The following is a 15,383-nucleotide window of genomic DNA, read 5'->3' as shown; positions in this document are numbered from 1 at the left end:
GTTTCTCCTATTAAACTTTCTTTCTGTAGAAGCGTATCCAGCCCCATCGGATTACCATGACGGCAATCAAAAAAAGCCCCCACGCCGCGGTAGCAAAATGTTGATTAATACCTATTAAATTCAAACCGGAAGAGAGCGCTTGCAAAATCACTAACGCCAGAAGAACAGACACCACCCTGCCAAACCCACCAAACGGGTCGACGCCACCTAGGAAACAAGCCAACACGGTTATTAACAAGTAAGACTCGCCATGCCCAACTCGCACCGAGTTGAAACGCAGCATCATGACTATGCCAGCCACGGCGCAAAGCACGCCAGACAAGGTATACACCAACGTGAGAGCGCGTTTGGTGTGAATACCGGAATAACGCACCGCCTCGATATTTGAGCCCATTAGATAGGTGATGAGACCAAGCCGACTTTTGGCAAGAAAGACATAGCAAATCAAAAATACCGAAAGCATGATCAAGAGAGGAATGGGTATCCCCAAGACGCTGCCATGCCCTAAAGGTTGAATAAAATCAGGGAACCCCGAAATGTCTTTCCCACGGGTAAGAAACTCACCTAGCCCGCGTAAAAAAATCATCATGGCGAGTGAAACCAAAATTGGGTGTGCATTGGTGTACGCGATCACTGAGCCCATCATGTAACCAGACAGCGCCCCAACCAATAGCGCCACCAAACAACCACCAATAAATGCTGCGACAGACGCATCCGTTCCACCAAATTGAGTCAAAATCCACGCCAGCGTCAGCCCACAAAAATTGGCGCTGAAGGTGATGGCGAGATTCAAACCTCCCGTTAAAATCGGCAGCAGCATAGCTAGAGTTAAAATACCGAGTTCCGGTAATTGAAACGCCATGGATTCAAAATTAGCCACTGACAAAAAACGGGGCGACGCCAAACTGAAACCGATAAATACCGCTGCCAGTAACAGACTTAAGCCGACGTTCTCGATACCCACTGTTTTAACAAAGTGAGACCAAACGGAATCGCCTTTTTTCGTCGAAGATAGCTCAGACGCAGAGCGCTTAGGCGAAGATTGACTATTAGTATGACGAACAGATTGATCACTCATGTGCCCCTCCTTTTGTCATCGCTCTTTTAAACCGCCCCGAAGGCAAAGACACGGTAGACCAATCCATATTTGAAACGGAAATGGCCACCAATATCACCACGCCAACGACCATCTTGAAGGCATAGGGCGATACTCCTAACAAATTAAGACCGTTTTGCGTGACCGCCACCAGCATCACGCCCAAAATACAGCCAAGAACGGTGCCCCGACCACCACCGAGCCTTGCCCCGCCAAGTACGACTGCCGCCAGTACATCTAACTCACGCCCATACATAGCGTTAGGGACAACCTCTTGCGCATAGTTGACCTGCATAAGCCCAGCGATACCCGCCATCATCCCCATCCAACCAAACGCTATGTACTGCATGGCGCCAATGTTGATGCCAATTCGCCGAGCGCCTTCGGGGTTATTGCCAAACGCGTAGAGCTGCCTTCCGATATTGGTGTGGCGAATGAGCCCCCATGTCGCGACCACACACACCGCCATAACAACGACGGGAAGCGTCAATTCCGCCCACGAGCCGTTTGCCATTTCATGTTCAAAAATGATCACTCGATCCGTCCACCAATCTGGCAGGTTGTAAATGGAAACCCCACGAGTAAAAAACATCAACAAGCCAAAAAAGGCATTGAATGTGGCGATGGTGACCACTATAGAAATGATCCTAAAATGATGGATAAGCGCGGCGTTGATCGCGCCAAGTGCGATGCCAACTACCGCCGACAAACTCACGCCCAGCGCCCAACTGCCGCCTCCTAAATCAATGATGGTGGTGGCGACGATGTATTGGACAACCGAAGCGCCCACGGCAAATGAAATATCAATGCCTCCTGCAATCAAAACCACCAGCAACCCGACAGCAAATATCAAATTGATGGAGCTGGCATTCAGCAAATCAAACAGGTTTGTTAAGGTAAAAAATTGCTCGGTAGACAGCGATAAGCCAACACACGCCAGCAGCAACACCGCGCCGAGCCAGACTTCTGTTGCTTGGTGTCGATATAACGCTTTCCACCACGGCAGTGATTTATTTGAATCAGACATACACGACCTCTTCCAACGATTTCAGCGCTAACTGGCGCGGATCGTACTCGCCCGCGATGTGCCCATCCGCCATGTGAAGCACTCGGTCAGCATTGAAATACACTTCTTGAATCTCATCCGAGATGAGGAGTATTCCGAGCCCTTGTTTGGCTAGGTTCCTCACAATCTCAAAAATGCCCGCACGTGCACCGACATCCACCCCAACGGTCGGGGAATCTAAAATCAGTAACTTAGGCTGAGTGGCTAACCATTTTGCAATGGCAATACGCTGCTGATTTCCACCAGATAAAGTGGCGATGGCGTCGTCTTGCAAGCCAATTTTTACGGCTAATTCTTGAATCCAATGTGTAACCAGTGCGTTTTTCTTGTCGGAGGAAATGAGTTTTGAACCGGAGAGTAAGCGGTCTAAAACAGGCAATACGATGTTATCGGCTATGGATTGCTCTTGAATCAAACCAAGTGAAAGACGGTCTTCAGAAAGATACGCGATGCCGGAATCAATCGCGTCTCGATTCGATTGAAAGCGCGTAACTTTCCCATGCATATGAATGGACCCAGACTGGGGAGAAGACATACCAAAAAGGGTTTTCCCAAGCTCTGTTCTTCCTGCACCGATTAGACCAATGAGTCCAACCACCTCGCCTTCTTTGACGGTTAAAGAAACATCGTAAAACTCATTGTGACGCGTCAAATTGTGGGTTTGAAGCACAGTGGGGAAATCTTGAGTATCGGTTGCCGCGACTTCGGAATTCAAGAGCTTCCCCGTCATCAGCTCCGTCAGGCGAGACTGCGTCATGTCTTCTGTGTTGTATACTCCAACAAGCCGACCATCACGCAGTACAGTAACTCGGTTGGAGATTTCCAGTACTTCGACCAACCGGTGGCTCACAAACACCACAGCGACACCGCTATCTGAGAGCTTACGAACAACATCTAATAAATAGTCTGTCTCTGCTTGTGTAAGTGATGCAGTAGGCTCATCCATAAACACAACTTTCGCATCCGAGACCAGAGCACGAGCAATCGCGACAATTTGCCTTTCCGCAATAGGTAAGGATTTCACCGTTTGATTCAGATCTATATCCACGCCAAGCTTTTTCAGAGCTCGCGTTGCCATATCGGACATGTGGGCGTGATTCACCCAGCGCGGTCTCATACCTAGGCTGCTTTCCATTGCAATGTTTTCTGCCACAGTCAGCTCTGGGAACAGTGCCAGATCTTGCCAAATAACCGCCACACCTAACGAACGTGCCAACTGCGGTGTCACCTTATTGACCTTTTGACCCGCCAGTTCCATTTCCGCACCTTGCGCAGGCTGATAAACACCGGTAATCACTTTAATGATGGTGCTTTTTCCGCACCCATTTTCTCCCGCAAGGCAATGTACCTCGCCAGCCCCTACCTCAAACTCGACATCATCCAAAGCCTGCACACCACCGAATCGAATCGAAACGTGCCGAAACTTCAGAATCGACTTTTGGTTCTGATTTGCACTAGAACTATCCACCCAACAACTCCTGTCACTGGTTTACTAAAGCGGGTCAAGTTAGCTGACCCGCGATTGTGTTACTGACACTGAGTTACAGCCCCATAGCGGCAAGATCGTCTACCGTGTTTTTGTTGAGTTCGACCAGTTGATCGACAATTAAGTTGGTTGAGCCCGGCTCAGGGTTGACCACACCAAGACCCGGAATGTTGGTACCCGCCTGAATCGTCTCTCCTTTGATGAGTTTGTCAGCCATAGTCACAAACACCTTGCCCGCTTCCATGGGGTTCCACATAAAGCCACCAGTTAGCACACCGTTGTGAACGAGCTTGCGCCCTTGCCCTGGAGAAAAGGGACCAAGTACCAGTACTTCACCCGTTTTTCTACGCTCTTGCACTGCTCGAGCTGCACCAATTGGACCTTGGCTTCCAAATGCGAGAAAACCTTTCAAACCGGGGTTTGCCGACATCAAGTCCAAAGCCGTTGTGCGGCTATCATCCACACTTTCAGCCACGCCATAGCGATCGCCTGTTAAGGTCATATCGGGATGGTTTGCTTTGATATACTCGATGGCCGCGTCCGCCCAAGCGTTATGAAGTGGCACCGTTAGAGAACCGACAAAAACAGCGTATTGCCCTTTGCCGCTCAGTTTTTCAGCCAGTAACTTTCCGTAGGCATCACCAAAACCCTTTACAGACGCCAATTCAAAATTCCAATCCACATTTTTTTGCGCAGGCGATTCGTGGGTGATGACTTTAATTCCTTGCTGGCGCGCTTTTGCCAACACAGGCTCTAGCACTTCTGCATCATTAGGAACCACACCAATCGCATCGACCCCTTGGGCAATCAAATCTTCAATTGCACGAACCTGAAGTGCAGGGTCGGCGCTGGTTGGCCCTATCATAAAGGCATCCATCCCCAGTGCTTTCCCCTGCTGTTTAATGCCTTCTTCCATTGCGTTAAACCAAGGGATCCCCCCAATTTTTACTACCACTCCCATGGTCGGTTTGTCGCCAGAAAAAACAGGCAACGAAGCCAATAATGCGAGAGAACCTATTGAGATCAGTTTCAGCAAACGTTTCATAGCGTTAAAATCCTTCTTCTTCATCACACTCTATTCAGAGCGCGGCTGAATAACGTAGAGCAAATCGAACAATGACAATTGGCTCTGCAAAGTAAGATGCTTTCAACCTTAAAAGCACCATCGATTGTGCAAAAAGAAAAACAAAAGCGTTAGGCAAACGAGTGAGCTTGTTGCACATATTTATTGCCTACTGCCTCATATTTAGCACAATCGATAGTGCAAATAGTAAGGTATACTTTGAAAAAATGGTTGCCTCACTATTGATACGACAATAAAAAAGAAAGCACCAATTTAGTAATCCACTGAAAAATATATAGTTATTTTTTTAACGTTTTTTAAAATGCGACGTTAACAAACAAGAAAGGAAGCGCGATGAGCAAGTCAGAAAAGAAAACCACCATTTATGACATTGCCAAAGAACTGGAAATTTCAGCATCAACCGTTAGCTCTGCACTCAATGGGACTTGGAAAGCAAGGCGGATCTCTGAAAAGAAAGCCATGCATATCCAACAATTCGCCAGAGAAAAAGGGTATTACATTAACATGCAGGCACGTGGGCTAAGAGCCGCTAAATCTGGCATGATTGGTTTGTTAATTCCGCAACACGATAGCCGATTTTTCGCCTCATTAGCACAGGAGTTCGATCACAGTGCCAAGAGTCGAGGTTTATGCCCCATTGTTATCGCCACGGAACGTGAGTCATCCGACGAACTGCAAACCGCAGAAACGTTGATTTCCTTTTCGGTCGATGCCTTATTTATTGCGGGCGCAACCGATCCAGATGCCATTAGCGATTTGTGTACACAAGCTGGTGTGCCGCACATCAATCTCGATTTACCGGGAACAAAAGCACCTTCGATTGTGACCGATAACTTCTCGGGTGCGACTGATTTAGTGGTCGCCATTCGCGATCGATTCAAAAGTGATTCAGCACAAAGCCTTGTTTTCATTGGCGGTAATTTGGATGATTACGCCACTAAAGAGCGAATCAGAGGGTTTAAACAAGCAACCTCGGATCTTCCTAACGATCTTTGCAGTATCTACGCTGAAGGCTACCAACCTAAAGATGTACATGAAACCGCGAAGCGCATATTTTCACCTTCTCATCCTGCCCCTGCTGGCGTGTTCGTCAATTCAATCACTGCTTTTGAAGGGATAATTCAATTCATGCAAGAAAACCAACGCCACCCACTCCGCCGCTCCATAATTGGCTGTTTCGATTACCACCCCTTTCTTGCCTACGTGCCCTATAACGCATTTATGGTAAGGCAAAACGTACAAGAAATGATCCATTTGGCGTTCGAACTATGGGAACGTGGTGATACTGGAAATCATGTGGTGAAAGTCAAACCGGAATTGGTTATCAACGGGGTATAACCCTTATGGCTTCAAGGCTTTGGACGATATTACGAATTTGAAGGTAATAAAACGGACACTGATCAGAAGACATCTCACCATGACTTGCGATTCATCACTGACATACACATAATCGAATTCATTCATTTATTTCATTTTTGTTTCTCAGCCCCTAGGGTCTGTATACCTAGGCAGCACAGGTTATCGTTTCATGAACATCATTTTGAATACCGACTCGTACAAAGCCTCCCATTACCTTCAATATCCGCCAAAGACTGAATTCGTCTCAAGCTACATTGAGTCCCGTGGCGGTGAATACCCACAAGGTGTGTATTTCGGCTTGCAAATGTTTCTTGACCAATATTTGTCACACCCCATTTCTCAAGAAGACATTGATGAAGCAAAAGCGGTATTAACGGCGCACGGTGAACCCTTCAATGAAGAGGGCTGGCAATATATTTTAGAAACGCATAAAGGCTACTTACCAATTGAAATCCAAGCACTCCCAGAGGGCAGTGTTGTGCCTGCGCGTACGCCTTTGGTGCAAATTCAAAATACGGATCCCAAATGCGCGTGGTTAACCAGCTACCTTGAAACATCGTTATTGAGAGCGGTTTGGTACCCAACCACTGTCGCCAGTAAATCTTTCGCGATTAAATCGATTATTCAACGTTATCTAAAAGAAACAGCAGACAACCTAGACGGGCTACCTTTCAAGCTTCACGATTTTGGCGCTCGTGGCGCGGCAAGTAATGAAGCGGCATCCATAGGTGGTTTGGCCCATCTATTGAACTTTATGGGTACGGACACCGTTTCTGCATTGGTTTATGCCAAACGCTACTACAACGAAGACATTGCCGGATACTCCATCCCCGCAGCCGAACATAGCACCATAACGGCGTGGGGGCAGAAAAACGAATCTTTAGCCTACCAAAACATGCTAGACCAATTCTCGAAACCTGGAAGCTTAGTGGCGGTTGTGAGCGACAGTTATGACCTGTTCCACGCCATCGATCATATTTGGGGAGACGAGTTAAAAGCCAAAGTCGAAAACAGTGGTGGAACCTTGGTTGTCCGCCCCGACTCGGGCAATCCAGTCGAGATTGTGGCGCAAACCATTGAGCGCTTAATGGCTAAATTTGGGGAATACAGAAACAAAAAAGGATTCCGTATGTTGCCAGATTGCGTTCGAGTCATTCAAGGCGATGGGATCTCTCAAACCACCATCGAACATATTCTCTCCGAACTTAAATCCAAAGAAATCAGTGCCGATAACTTGGCGTTTGGCATGGGTGCTGAACTGCTACAAAAGGTAAACCGAGACACCATGAAGTTTGCCATGAAAGCGTCTGCCATTTGCATTGATGGGAAGTGGCACGATGTATTCAAAGATCCGGCGACCGATCCTAATAAAGCGTCTCGAAAAGGTCGATTAGCCGTTATCGAAGCATCCAACTGGGAAACAGTCCGTGAAGACGAGTTAAACGGGCGTGAAAACGCGCTTCAAGTGGTATTCAAAGACGGGCAGGTACTTAAACGTCATACGCTGCAAGACATTCGCGAGCGTATCCAAACCTGCGCCTGATTGTCAGGGCATGTACTCGTTGTTGCCACACCTAAATGTGGCAACAACTCTCTTCTCTCCAATCTCTACTCTACCGAACCTGATAAGCAAAAGCGGGAGATCAGTGAAAGGTAAATCCACCGTCCACATTCACTGCCTGACCCGTCACGTGCTCTGCCTGAGCAAAATACACAGCAAGTTTCCCCATATCCTCCGGTGTTTGACCAACGCCTTGAGGGATTAAAATATCCTGATGCCGCGCCCAAGACTCTTCCATGGTTTCACCTTCCAGCTTCCAGCGCTCAGCTAACCCGTCCGGTCCGTACCACATAGCAGTAGGCACAATGCCCGGGCAAATCGCATTCACTGTAATTCCTGTGCGTTGCACCTCTTTTGCCAGCGAATTGGTAAACCCGACCACTGCAAATTTCGATGCGCAATAGTGCGCCAAATCAGGGAAGCCTTCTTTTCCCGCGATAGAAGCAACATTAATGATTCGCCCACTTCCCGCTTTTTTCATGGCGGCAATTTCAGCTTTGCAACACAAGAACACTCCTTTGGCATTCACGTTGCTCACAAAGTCCCAGTCTTCTTCAGTTAATTCTTCAACAGACTTTATGCTGATAACTCCAGCATTGTTTACCGCTATATCCAGCGTTCCAAAGCGTTCTACTGCTTTCGATACCATGCTTTGCACATCCTCCCATTTTGAAATATCACTTTGCAGAGCCAGTGTCTCAACGTCATAACCAGTCAACTCTTTTGCCGTCGCTTGGGCGTTGTCGACATTGATATCGGCGATCACTAAGTTGCAACCGAGTTTGGCAAATTCCGTTGCTATACCTTTGCCAATCCCTCTCCCCGCACCTGTGACGAGCACTGTTTTTCCTTTCAGAGACATAAAGTTTCCTTTCTGTTTATTGGTTTATTCATACCTCAATAGTCAAAAAGTGTTCCTGATAGAAAAATCGAACAACTCTTTAATAAATAGAGTTTTTAGAGAAGTTAGAAATCTATGTAGCGTTGCAAGGAGGAGGTAAATGCAACAGGTGTGGCATTGACGGAATCAAAGATGAGAAATGGTATGAAGAGGTGAAACCGGCTGTCACCGCTAAAAGTGAAGCCGGTATGAATACAAAATTGGAAGCGAATTTTCAGAAAAATACATTCCAATTCTATCTACGCTGAGAAAGCGTATCTTTGGTTTTCTCAAGTTTACTAACAACATTCGCCACAGGTGCGCCTTCATCTTGAAGCACTTTCAAGTCGGTTAGAGAGGAATCAATAAAGTCGACCGCTGAGTCAAAAGTTACATATCTAAAGTCCTGTTCTTTTGCTGAATTAACGGGATATAGACTTTCGACCTTTTCTAATTCGTGCCCCTCATATACAACAACTTTAACAGGATAATTCCTCGGCTTAGAGTCTCCATGAGATTGCCATTGAAACCATTCAACACCTAACAATTTTCCGCTTAGTGAAGGTGGACCGAAGTCGTGATAGTTCATAACCTTAATGGAGTAATTAGAATCGGCGTTTACACACGCAGACAGTAGAAATAAAAGGCATACAAATATTTTATTCAATCGATTTCTCTCCAACTCAGTAATACTTGAAGTAATTCGGTGCCATATTCTTTCCTCAGTAAATCAGGCAAAAGTAAACACGCTACTTTTTCAGCGTTTTGAATCACAACGCTTCCAACTCAATCGCTACCGAAAGGATACCTACGTTGACACTTTACAAACATAAATTGAGGGCGAGTTCTCAGCCTTTGGTATCTCTCTTCCGATAGCGCTTTTACTTTTTCAGTCACCTCCCCTTCTGAAAATTGGGCGACGACTAAACCACTTTGAGTAATGGCGTTAAACGTGTCGGTGAGTGAGCGGCGATAGAAAGAGACTTCCACAGGCTGGCTGAGTGTATTCCATTCTTCTTTAATCAATTCACATCGGAAATAGTCACCAGATGGCGATGATTTGAAATCCACCATGGGGTGATGTGTAGAAAAAACAAAAACACCACCAGGCTTCAAAACACGCGCAACGTCTTTAACAAACGCACCCAAATCTTTTAGGTAATGAACCACCAGCGGGCACACAACAACGTCTGCGCTATTATTTTCTTCGTTAGGCAAACCAACAGAGAGATCTTGAGAGTAAGCGCATACTTTGTTTTTAAACCTTGATTGAACAATATCAATCATATCTTGAGACACATCCACGCAGGTGACACTCGCAGCCCCCTCGGCAAGAAAGTGGTTGGCATACTCACCTGATCCGCAACCTAAGTCCAATACCGCTTTCCCACTCACATCTCCAACTAATGCCAATGTAGAAGGACGTTCGAAATTCGCGTTGTAAATATTGTCTTCAACTGCTTTTGCGTACTCTTTTGCGTGTTTGGTGTACATGTCCGATTTCATAGAAGCCCTGTGTTCAAGAGAAGAATGGGAGAGAGGTGGCTATACCCAAGTGACCTCAAGATGCAGGATTCAGAGCCTCATATTCTGGTCTAATTCAAGCCTTTCTACTTCAAAATCAGGAACGCAGCGTAATGACTGGTCCTTTCCAAGTTCTTTGACGATGAAGTGGGACAGAATATGTGCTCCCAAAGGCGAGTTTAATTGGCTTTCATGCTTCGTTACCGACTCTTGATTTAGACTTACTAGATCTTCAAGCCAGTGCCTTACCTGAAGGCCAATTAATTCTCGCTGAACCAAGCATCTTGAGTTCACTTGGGTATATCTTCTCTTTTTTTCCATTCTATGCAATCAAAATCCAATCTGATTCGTTTATAGAGTGAAGTACATACTTTTACTCACTAAGAAGAGAATCAAAATGGAACAAAAACACTCGCATTTTGCGCAGGCAGCGCTGTTTCTTCGTATCGGCCTGGGGTTGGTCTTTGTCATTGGGGGGCTATCTAAGCTCAGTTTATTGCTTTCAACTACCAAGCAAGCCGGCATGGTGGCGAATTACATGGGCACTACTGGCTACATCAACGAACTATTCCAAGATTATTTGTTCAGTAACGGCATTTTGACACCGTGGTTTTTCCTCACCTCCCTTTCTGCTTTTGAGCTCATTTCAGGGGTCGCACTTATTGTTGGTTTTATGGTTCGACCTTTGGCGCTGTTTTATGGGCTATTGCTTTGGACGTTTGTTTTCTCTCTTCCTGTCGATACGGTGCCAGGGGCTTCCGTAGGTGTAAAAACGTACACCTCCCCCGCTTTGTTCGTTCAGATCCGTGACATTACTCTGTCGGGCATGATGTTTGTTTTATTTAACCTAGGTGCGGGAGCCAAAAGTATCGATCTGCGTAGGGGGTACGGCTCCGAGTCTGCTCAAAATGTGGATTGGAATACTCTTGGTCTTTTGCTGCGATTTTCCCTTGGCTTGACCTTCATTGTGGGTGGCTTTTTTGGTGCTTACGCAAAAATCCCAACTTTCGCAACGCCTCAAGTGGTTTTGGCTCTCCTCGGCGTAGTACTTGTTCTCGGGCAGGGAAGAGCACTCAAAATTGCCGCCATCGCTGTTGTGGCGGTCATGCTTTGGTTTATGGCAACAAAAATCAGTGTCGATAAGGGTGTCATTGCCAATTTAAATGGCTTCAAGCGGGAATTTGCGCTGGCGGCAGCGGGTCTTGTACTTGTGAAGCTTGGCGGTGGAGAACGATTTGCAGCACCCGATCTTATTCGCCGAACAAAACGCGCATTGGGGTATGGCAAGCTTTTAAAGTCACCATCTGTTTAAAATCATCATCTGTATAAGGAAATAAGCTCATCAGCCGTGAGAGTGTTTGGTGAGCCACTCAATGAAATGATTCGATTATTTAAACGTCCAGCAAAAGCCACCTTCGATGAAGCGTTGTTGAATCAACTTTTCCGCTATGCTTTTTCGCTTTGCCACGACGAAACTCAAGCTTTCGATCTTGTTCAGCACAGCTGCGAAAAATCCTTATCGAATAATAGCAATCACGCTCATTGCAAACCGTATATGATGAAGGTGATTCGACACGCTTTTATTGATCAATACCGGCGAAAGCGATTTGAGCTCGTGAAAGACATTACCGAGATAGAATCGTCATTGGAAGAAGAGAGTCACTGCCTTAAAACGCTAGAAGAAATGCATATTGATAAACAAAATGTCGCCATGATTCTGGACCAAGTCAGCCCCCAAGAGCGAGAGCTTTTGTATTTATGGACAATAGAAGGCATGAGTATTCAAGAGATTGCCGACATGACAGAAACACCTAAAGGCACACTGCTCGCAAGATTGAGTCGGTTAAGAAAAAGACTGGTGAAGCAATTTGAACATCTGGTGGAACGGGAGGCGTAAGAATGGATAAGCAGAAAAGTACACCCACCTTAAAAGAAGGTCTCTCTGAATTTTACGGTGAAAAAAGCCTGTCTAGCGAGCAACTCAATAAGCTTCAAACACAAGCAAACAAGCGCAAGAGTACGGTATTTCCATACGCAGTGGCCGCAATGTTACTCGTATTGGTGTTATCTGCAGCGTTGCTGCTTCCTATAAAAAGCCGATACTTCGACATCTCGGCTGAGATTGCATACAACCATAACAGCCAAATGCAAATGGAAATCGCCAGTCACTCACTAGAAGATATCGCCCAGTATCTCAATCGGCTGGATTTTTCTCTTATTGCCTCACAGCAACTTCCAGCAAAGGATTGGCAATTACTGGGGGCGCGATATTGCAGTATTGAAGGAAAAATTGCCGCGCAGATAAGCGTCAAAAACCGAGAAAACAACCAAGTTTACACGTTGTATCAAGCACAAAAACCCGATGGTATAACCGCGAATATTGAGCAGTACCAAGCTAACATAGACGGCGTGAGCGTAACACTTTGGGAAGAAAACGGGTTATTGATTGGTTTGGCCAATTAAATACTCCGAACTTGGCTAACAGGTTACGTTAAAAATGAAAGCTACAAAGGAAACACTTTTTCGAACCTTTCCAGTACTAACTCCGACGAGTCATTGAACTCGGCGCCGACTTCCTTGGCATATTGAGTAAAAAAGTTCACATGCGCGGTATGCCACCATTCATAGGTGCCGTCTCCTTCGCCTTCGGCTTTTGCAAACTCTTCGGTTACCTCCTCAAACGGACAAAGAGAAACGTCTGTTAGCTTCACAATACAAATAGGTTCTTCTTTCCAGTTTAAGACTAGGGTCAAGCGCCCAACAACGGGCAAGGGTTCATCTTCGATATCGTAGCCTTGTTTCAAGCTACATGAAGCGGTTTTAGTACCCTCATTGATTAAGCGCGCACATTCATTGGCGTTGTATTCGTCGGCACAAAAATACTCAGCGGTAATTTGGGGAATAGTGTCTCTTTCGCTTTTAGGCAAGGTATCAAGATATTGATTTAAGAAAGCGTGTTGAGTCGGTGTCATTGGGTACCTTTAATAATGCAGAAACGAGCAGCAGACTCAGTCTCACTGCCACTCGTTTTTCTTGTTGATTAATCATTTCACTGATTCAGAAGCCCCTAATTCAGCGACCTCTGTTAGCCATTGCTGTCTTTGAGCTTCATCAGAACCAATTATCGATCCAAACAAAGTGACTTTTGCCGGTGACATTCCGCTGAATTGGAATGTGAATAGATCGAGTTGATCCAAAACGGGTTTCGCTTGATATTCCAAATACTCCTCCGGTGCATCCATTGTGAGTATGAGTCGAACCGTCTTTCCTGTTAGAAGTTGAGCAGGCTCTGCACTGCCCTTTTCATACTTGAACGCAAAGCCAGGTAGGATGGATCTATCTAACAGCCCTTTAAACTTGGCCGGAATTCCTCCCCACCATATAGGGGAAATAACCACGATATGATCCGCCCAAGTGATCGCTTGCTGAAAGGCGTCCAAACTTGGTTCTAGTGGCTGATCGCTATCGTAACCAGTGTCCAAGCTGAGATTAAACTCCATCTCTGACAGGTTCATTCGACGAACTTCTGCTTTCTCTCTAGCTTCAACTTCATAAGAATCGGTCAGCAGTTTAGCAAAACTGGATAACTTCGGATTGGCATTAAGTAACAGTATTTTTTTCATTGTCTGATTTCCATTTGACTTAACAGACATGCATTACATCTTTACCCTTAAGGGCAGAGTCAACGACTTTTTGGGCAAGAATCCATAGACTCGATGCAATTATCTATTTTTTCTATATTTTTCAGCACTCTATCAAGTTCAACTTGTAGGTTTTTTTTAACTTCTAACAAAAATTGATGCACTTTTTGCCAATCCACTTCACCATCCCGATAAGTAATCACGCCTTTCAGTTGCGCTAATGTCACTCCAAGTGACTTTGCTTCGACAATCAATTGAAGCACATCAAGGTCTTCTTCAGAGTAGACTCGATAACGACCTCGACGAGCGGGAGGCTGAATAAGCCCCTTTTCTTCGTACAGTCGAATAGCTTTGGTGGTTAAGCCTGTGGATTGAGACACTTGTCCGATAAGCATTGAGTTATTCCTTTCGTTTTACATCGATTGTCATTTGCACTTCAATGGCAGGGCTACCATCGGTAAGGATTAAGATATCAGATTCAATACGTTGCGTGACCTTGAAGCCTATTTTCTCAAATATGGATACATTACCCGTTTGCTCGACACACCAGAGCGAAACTCTTTGGGCAGAAGCATAAGATCCCATTACCGCCTTGATCATCTTTCCGGCAAGACCTTGCTTTCGGTACTGATCATCAACAGCGACAGATTGAATACTGACGGAGTGACCATCGAATTGGGCTTCTAAGCTCCCTACAAGCGTTCCCAGAATCAACGCACCAAAAGCTTGATGATTATCGGTCCGGATTGTTTGGATCGGGTGTGCAGTCTGGCGCGGCGAGTATACATTTCTTAACGCTTGAAAACATGAATGCTGCAATGCCTTATGCGCCGTATCTTCCGAAGAAATAGGAACGACATCGACGTTATTCATTCTCGTTTTCAATGTCGTAGTTGAAAGGGGTCGTGATAGCGAGCTGTTGAAACCCGTGTTTTTCGGCAATGGGTTGGCTCATATCTGACGCATCAATGGTGAGATAGTGAATCCCGCGGCGTTTAGCGTCGTTGATTCGTTGGTGTAAAAGTGCGGTATAACAGCCCTTTCCACGGTGTGCTTCCAATGTACTGCCACCCCATATACCCGCGAATGGACTTTCACCATTATAGGTTATCCAACCGGAGCTCACAGGTTCATTGTTGTCGTACACCACATAAATAGTGATTTGGTCTGGCTGCGTACGCTTGAAGTTGCTGAGGTAATCGAAATGTCCACTAAGATCGGTTTTCCAAACGGCCTCCTGGACAGTAATTGCATCTCGAATACCTTCATCATCACTGACTTCAACAACTCGACCAGATACCGGGAGGTGAGCGTCAATGGTATCGAGTTCCAACACCATAAAGGATTCAGGATCGTCTGCAACAAATCCTTTCTTCTCTAATCTTTTTCCCATGTCGCTCGGGGAATCAAAATCGTAGACTTTCCATTCAAAGCTGCGTTGAAGCGCATTGAAGTAATCCACTTCAATATCAATGGCTGTATTCACGTTGGCATCATTTAAATCAAAATACGAAATAAGACTGCCATCGGGGCTATCTGACACCAAACGAACCACTTCCATTGTTTGGTGCTTCTGATACCCCATTAGATTAATGTTGATTCGCTCAAACTGATTGTATTGCGCTAAAACTGCTTTTTTGTCCATTGTATTTCCCTATTAACCTGAACACGGGGTACATCACTAAC

17 protein-coding genes are annotated in these 15,383 nt (G+C 45.7%); 5 read left to right on the top strand and 12 right to left on the bottom strand.

Features of this window, described 5'->3' with window-relative positions:
- Nucleotides 1-10: 10 nt before the first annotated feature.
- From Q8W40_RS10520 to Q8W40_RS10505, 4 genes are all read right to left on the bottom strand, one after another.
- Nucleotides 11-1,078 (bottom strand): ABC transporter permease, encoded by a 1,068-nt coding sequence (locus Q8W40_RS10520; protein WP_305397102.1) that lies wholly within the window; start codon nucleotides 1,076-1,078, stop codon nucleotides 11-13.
- Nucleotides 1,071-2,123 carry an ABC transporter permease gene (locus Q8W40_RS10515; protein WP_305397101.1) on the bottom strand — a complete coding sequence of 351 codons (1,053 nt, stop codon included), beginning with the start codon at nucleotides 2,121-2,123 and terminating at the stop codon, nucleotides 1,071-1,073. Before Q8W40_RS10515 ends, Q8W40_RS10520 begins: the two co-directional genes overlap by 8 nt.
- Nucleotides 2,116-3,630 carry a sugar ABC transporter ATP-binding protein gene (locus Q8W40_RS10510; protein WP_305397100.1) on the bottom strand — a complete coding sequence of 505 codons (1,515 nt, stop codon included), beginning with the start codon at nucleotides 3,628-3,630 and terminating at the stop codon, nucleotides 2,116-2,118. The genes Q8W40_RS10515 and Q8W40_RS10510 overlap by 8 nt, the downstream gene beginning before the upstream one ends.
- Nucleotides 3,631-3,703: 73 nt before the next feature.
- Nucleotides 3,704-4,693 (bottom strand): substrate-binding domain-containing protein, encoded by a 990-nt coding sequence (locus Q8W40_RS10505; RefSeq protein ID WP_305397098.1) that lies wholly within the window; start codon nucleotides 4,691-4,693, stop codon nucleotides 3,704-3,706.
- A gap of 372 nt (nucleotides 4,694-5,065) precedes the next feature.
- Between Q8W40_RS10505 and Q8W40_RS10500 the strand changes: the two genes are divergently transcribed.
- The gene (locus Q8W40_RS10500) at nucleotides 5,066-6,070 is read left to right on the top strand and encodes a LacI family DNA-binding transcriptional regulator (protein WP_305397097.1); all 1,005 of its coding nucleotides are present in this window, start codon (nucleotides 5,066-5,068) and stop codon (nucleotides 6,068-6,070) included.
- A gap of 190 nt (nucleotides 6,071-6,260) precedes the next feature.
- Nucleotides 6,261-7,634 (top strand): nicotinate phosphoribosyltransferase, encoded by a 1,374-nt coding sequence (locus tag Q8W40_RS10495; RefSeq protein ID WP_305397096.1) that lies wholly within the window; start codon nucleotides 6,261-6,263, stop codon nucleotides 7,632-7,634.
- 100 nt (nucleotides 7,635-7,734) lie between these two features.
- On the opposite strand, the gene Q8W40_RS10490 is transcribed toward Q8W40_RS10495, so the two are convergent.
- The 3 genes from Q8W40_RS10490 to Q8W40_RS10480 all read right to left on the bottom strand — a co-directional run bounded on the left by Q8W40_RS10490 (nucleotide 7,735) and on the right by Q8W40_RS10480 (nucleotide 10,038).
- A complete protein-coding gene (locus Q8W40_RS10490; protein ID WP_305397095.1) occupies nucleotides 7,735-8,514 on the bottom strand; it encodes an SDR family NAD(P)-dependent oxidoreductase in 780 nt (259 codons plus the stop codon).
- Between the two features lie 274 nt (nucleotides 8,515-8,788).
- Complete coding sequence (locus Q8W40_RS10485) at nucleotides 8,789-9,199, bottom strand: hypothetical protein (protein WP_305397094.1); 411 nt, start codon at nucleotides 9,197-9,199, stop codon at nucleotides 8,789-8,791.
- A gap of 119 nt (nucleotides 9,200-9,318) precedes the next feature.
- On the bottom strand, nucleotides 9,319-10,038 hold the full coding sequence (locus Q8W40_RS10480) for a class I SAM-dependent methyltransferase (protein WP_305397093.1): 720 nt from the start codon (nucleotides 10,036-10,038) through the stop codon (nucleotides 9,319-9,321).
- A gap of 415 nt (nucleotides 10,039-10,453) precedes the next feature.
- Between Q8W40_RS10480 and Q8W40_RS10475 the strand changes: the two genes are divergently transcribed.
- The 3 genes from Q8W40_RS10475 to Q8W40_RS10465 all read left to right on the top strand — a co-directional run bounded on the left by Q8W40_RS10475 (nucleotide 10,454) and on the right by Q8W40_RS10465 (nucleotide 12,519).
- Nucleotides 10,454-11,368, top strand: coding sequence for a DoxX family protein (locus Q8W40_RS10475; protein ID WP_305397092.1), 915 nt, complete (start codon nucleotides 10,454-10,456; stop codon nucleotides 11,366-11,368).
- 66 nt (nucleotides 11,369-11,434) lie between these two features.
- The gene (locus tag Q8W40_RS10470; protein WP_305397091.1) at nucleotides 11,435-11,953 is read left to right on the top strand and encodes an RNA polymerase sigma factor; all 519 of its coding nucleotides are present in this window, start codon (nucleotides 11,435-11,437) and stop codon (nucleotides 11,951-11,953) included.
- 2 nt (nucleotides 11,954-11,955) lie between these two features.
- Complete coding sequence (locus Q8W40_RS10465; protein ID WP_305397090.1) at nucleotides 11,956-12,519, top strand: hypothetical protein; 564 nt, start codon at nucleotides 11,956-11,958, stop codon at nucleotides 12,517-12,519.
- Nucleotides 12,520-12,560: 41 nt separating this feature from the next.
- On the opposite strand, the gene Q8W40_RS10460 is transcribed toward Q8W40_RS10465, so the two are convergent.
- The 5 genes from Q8W40_RS10460 to Q8W40_RS10440 form a co-directional block, all read right to left on the bottom strand.
- Nucleotides 12,561-13,028 (bottom strand): ASCH domain-containing protein, encoded by a 468-nt coding sequence (locus Q8W40_RS10460; RefSeq protein WP_305397089.1) that lies wholly within the window; start codon nucleotides 13,026-13,028, stop codon nucleotides 12,561-12,563.
- Nucleotides 13,029-13,100: 72 nt separating this feature from the next.
- Entirely contained in the window at nucleotides 13,101-13,679 is a 579-nt protein-coding gene (locus Q8W40_RS10455; protein ID WP_305397088.1) for an NAD(P)H-dependent oxidoreductase, read from the bottom strand.
- A gap of 59 nt (nucleotides 13,680-13,738) precedes the next feature.
- Nucleotides 13,739-14,092, bottom strand: a complete 354-nt coding sequence (locus Q8W40_RS10450; RefSeq protein ID WP_104400867.1) for a MerR family transcriptional regulator — start codon at nucleotides 14,090-14,092, stop codon at nucleotides 13,739-13,741.
- Between the two features lie 4 nt (nucleotides 14,093-14,096).
- Nucleotides 14,097-14,570 carry a GNAT family N-acetyltransferase gene (locus tag Q8W40_RS10445; RefSeq protein ID WP_305397087.1) on the bottom strand — a complete coding sequence of 158 codons (474 nt, stop codon included), beginning with the start codon at nucleotides 14,568-14,570 and terminating at the stop codon, nucleotides 14,097-14,099.
- Nucleotides 14,563-15,342 carry a GNAT family N-acetyltransferase gene (locus Q8W40_RS10440; RefSeq protein ID WP_305397086.1) on the bottom strand — a complete coding sequence of 260 codons (780 nt, stop codon included), beginning with the start codon at nucleotides 15,340-15,342 and terminating at the stop codon, nucleotides 14,563-14,565. The genes Q8W40_RS10445 and Q8W40_RS10440 overlap by 8 nt, the downstream gene beginning before the upstream one ends.
- Nucleotides 15,343-15,383 lie beyond the last annotated feature (41 nt).

Source organism: Vibrio penaeicida (assembly GCF_030689305.1).
Lineage (GTDB): Bacteria > Pseudomonadota > Gammaproteobacteria > Enterobacterales > Vibrionaceae > Vibrio > Vibrio penaeicida_B.
This window is presented reverse-complemented; position numbering and strand designations above follow the sequence as displayed.

What these genes read in the sequence shown, in the direction of transcription:
- Q8W40_RS10520 (WP_305397102.1), bottom strand. Translation starts at nt 1,078, where the DNA reads ATGAGTGATCAATCTGTTCGTCATACTAATAGTCAATCTTCGCCTAAG.
- Q8W40_RS10515 (WP_305397101.1), bottom strand. Translation starts at nt 2,123, where the DNA reads ATGTCTGATTCAAATAAATCACTGCCGTGGTGGAAAGCGTTATATCGA.
- Q8W40_RS10505 (WP_305397098.1), bottom strand. Translation starts at nt 4,693, where the DNA reads ATGAAACGTTTGCTGAAACTGATCTCAATAGGTTCTCTCGCATTATTG.
- Q8W40_RS10500 (WP_305397097.1), top strand. Translation starts at nt 5,066, where the DNA reads ATGAGCAAGTCAGAAAAGAAAACCACCATTTATGACATTGCCAAAGAA.
- Q8W40_RS10495 (WP_305397096.1), top strand. Translation starts at nt 6,261, where the DNA reads ATGAACATCATTTTGAATACCGACTCGTACAAAGCCTCCCATTACCTT.
- Q8W40_RS10490 (WP_305397095.1), bottom strand. Translation starts at nt 8,514, where the DNA reads ATGTCTCTGAAAGGAAAAACAGTGCTCGTCACAGGTGCGGGGAGAGGG.
- Q8W40_RS10480 (WP_305397093.1), bottom strand. Translation starts at nt 10,038, where the DNA reads ATGAAATCGGACATGTACACCAAACACGCAAAAGAGTACGCAAAAGCA.
- Q8W40_RS10475 (WP_305397092.1), top strand. Translation starts at nt 10,454, where the DNA reads ATGGAACAAAAACACTCGCATTTTGCGCAGGCAGCGCTGTTTCTTCGT.
- Q8W40_RS10470 (WP_305397091.1), top strand. Translation starts at nt 11,435, where the DNA reads ATGATTCGATTATTTAAACGTCCAGCAAAAGCCACCTTCGATGAAGCG.
- Q8W40_RS10465 (WP_305397090.1), top strand. Translation starts at nt 11,956, where the DNA reads ATGGATAAGCAGAAAAGTACACCCACCTTAAAAGAAGGTCTCTCTGAA.
- Q8W40_RS10460 (WP_305397089.1), bottom strand. Translation starts at nt 13,028, where the DNA reads ATGACACCGACTCAACACGCTTTCTTAAATCAATATCTTGATACCTTG.
- Q8W40_RS10455 (WP_305397088.1), bottom strand. Translation starts at nt 13,679, where the DNA reads ATGAAAAAAATACTGTTACTTAATGCCAATCCGAAGTTATCCAGTTTT.
- Q8W40_RS10450 (WP_104400867.1), bottom strand. Translation starts at nt 14,092, where the DNA reads ATGCTTATCGGACAAGTGTCTCAATCCACAGGCTTAACCACCAAAGCT.
- Q8W40_RS10445 (WP_305397087.1), bottom strand. Translation starts at nt 14,570, where the DNA reads ATGAATAACGTCGATGTCGTTCCTATTTCTTCGGAAGATACGGCGCAT.
- Q8W40_RS10440 (WP_305397086.1), bottom strand. Translation starts at nt 15,342, where the DNA reads ATGGACAAAAAAGCAGTTTTAGCGCAATACAATCAGTTTGAGCGAATC.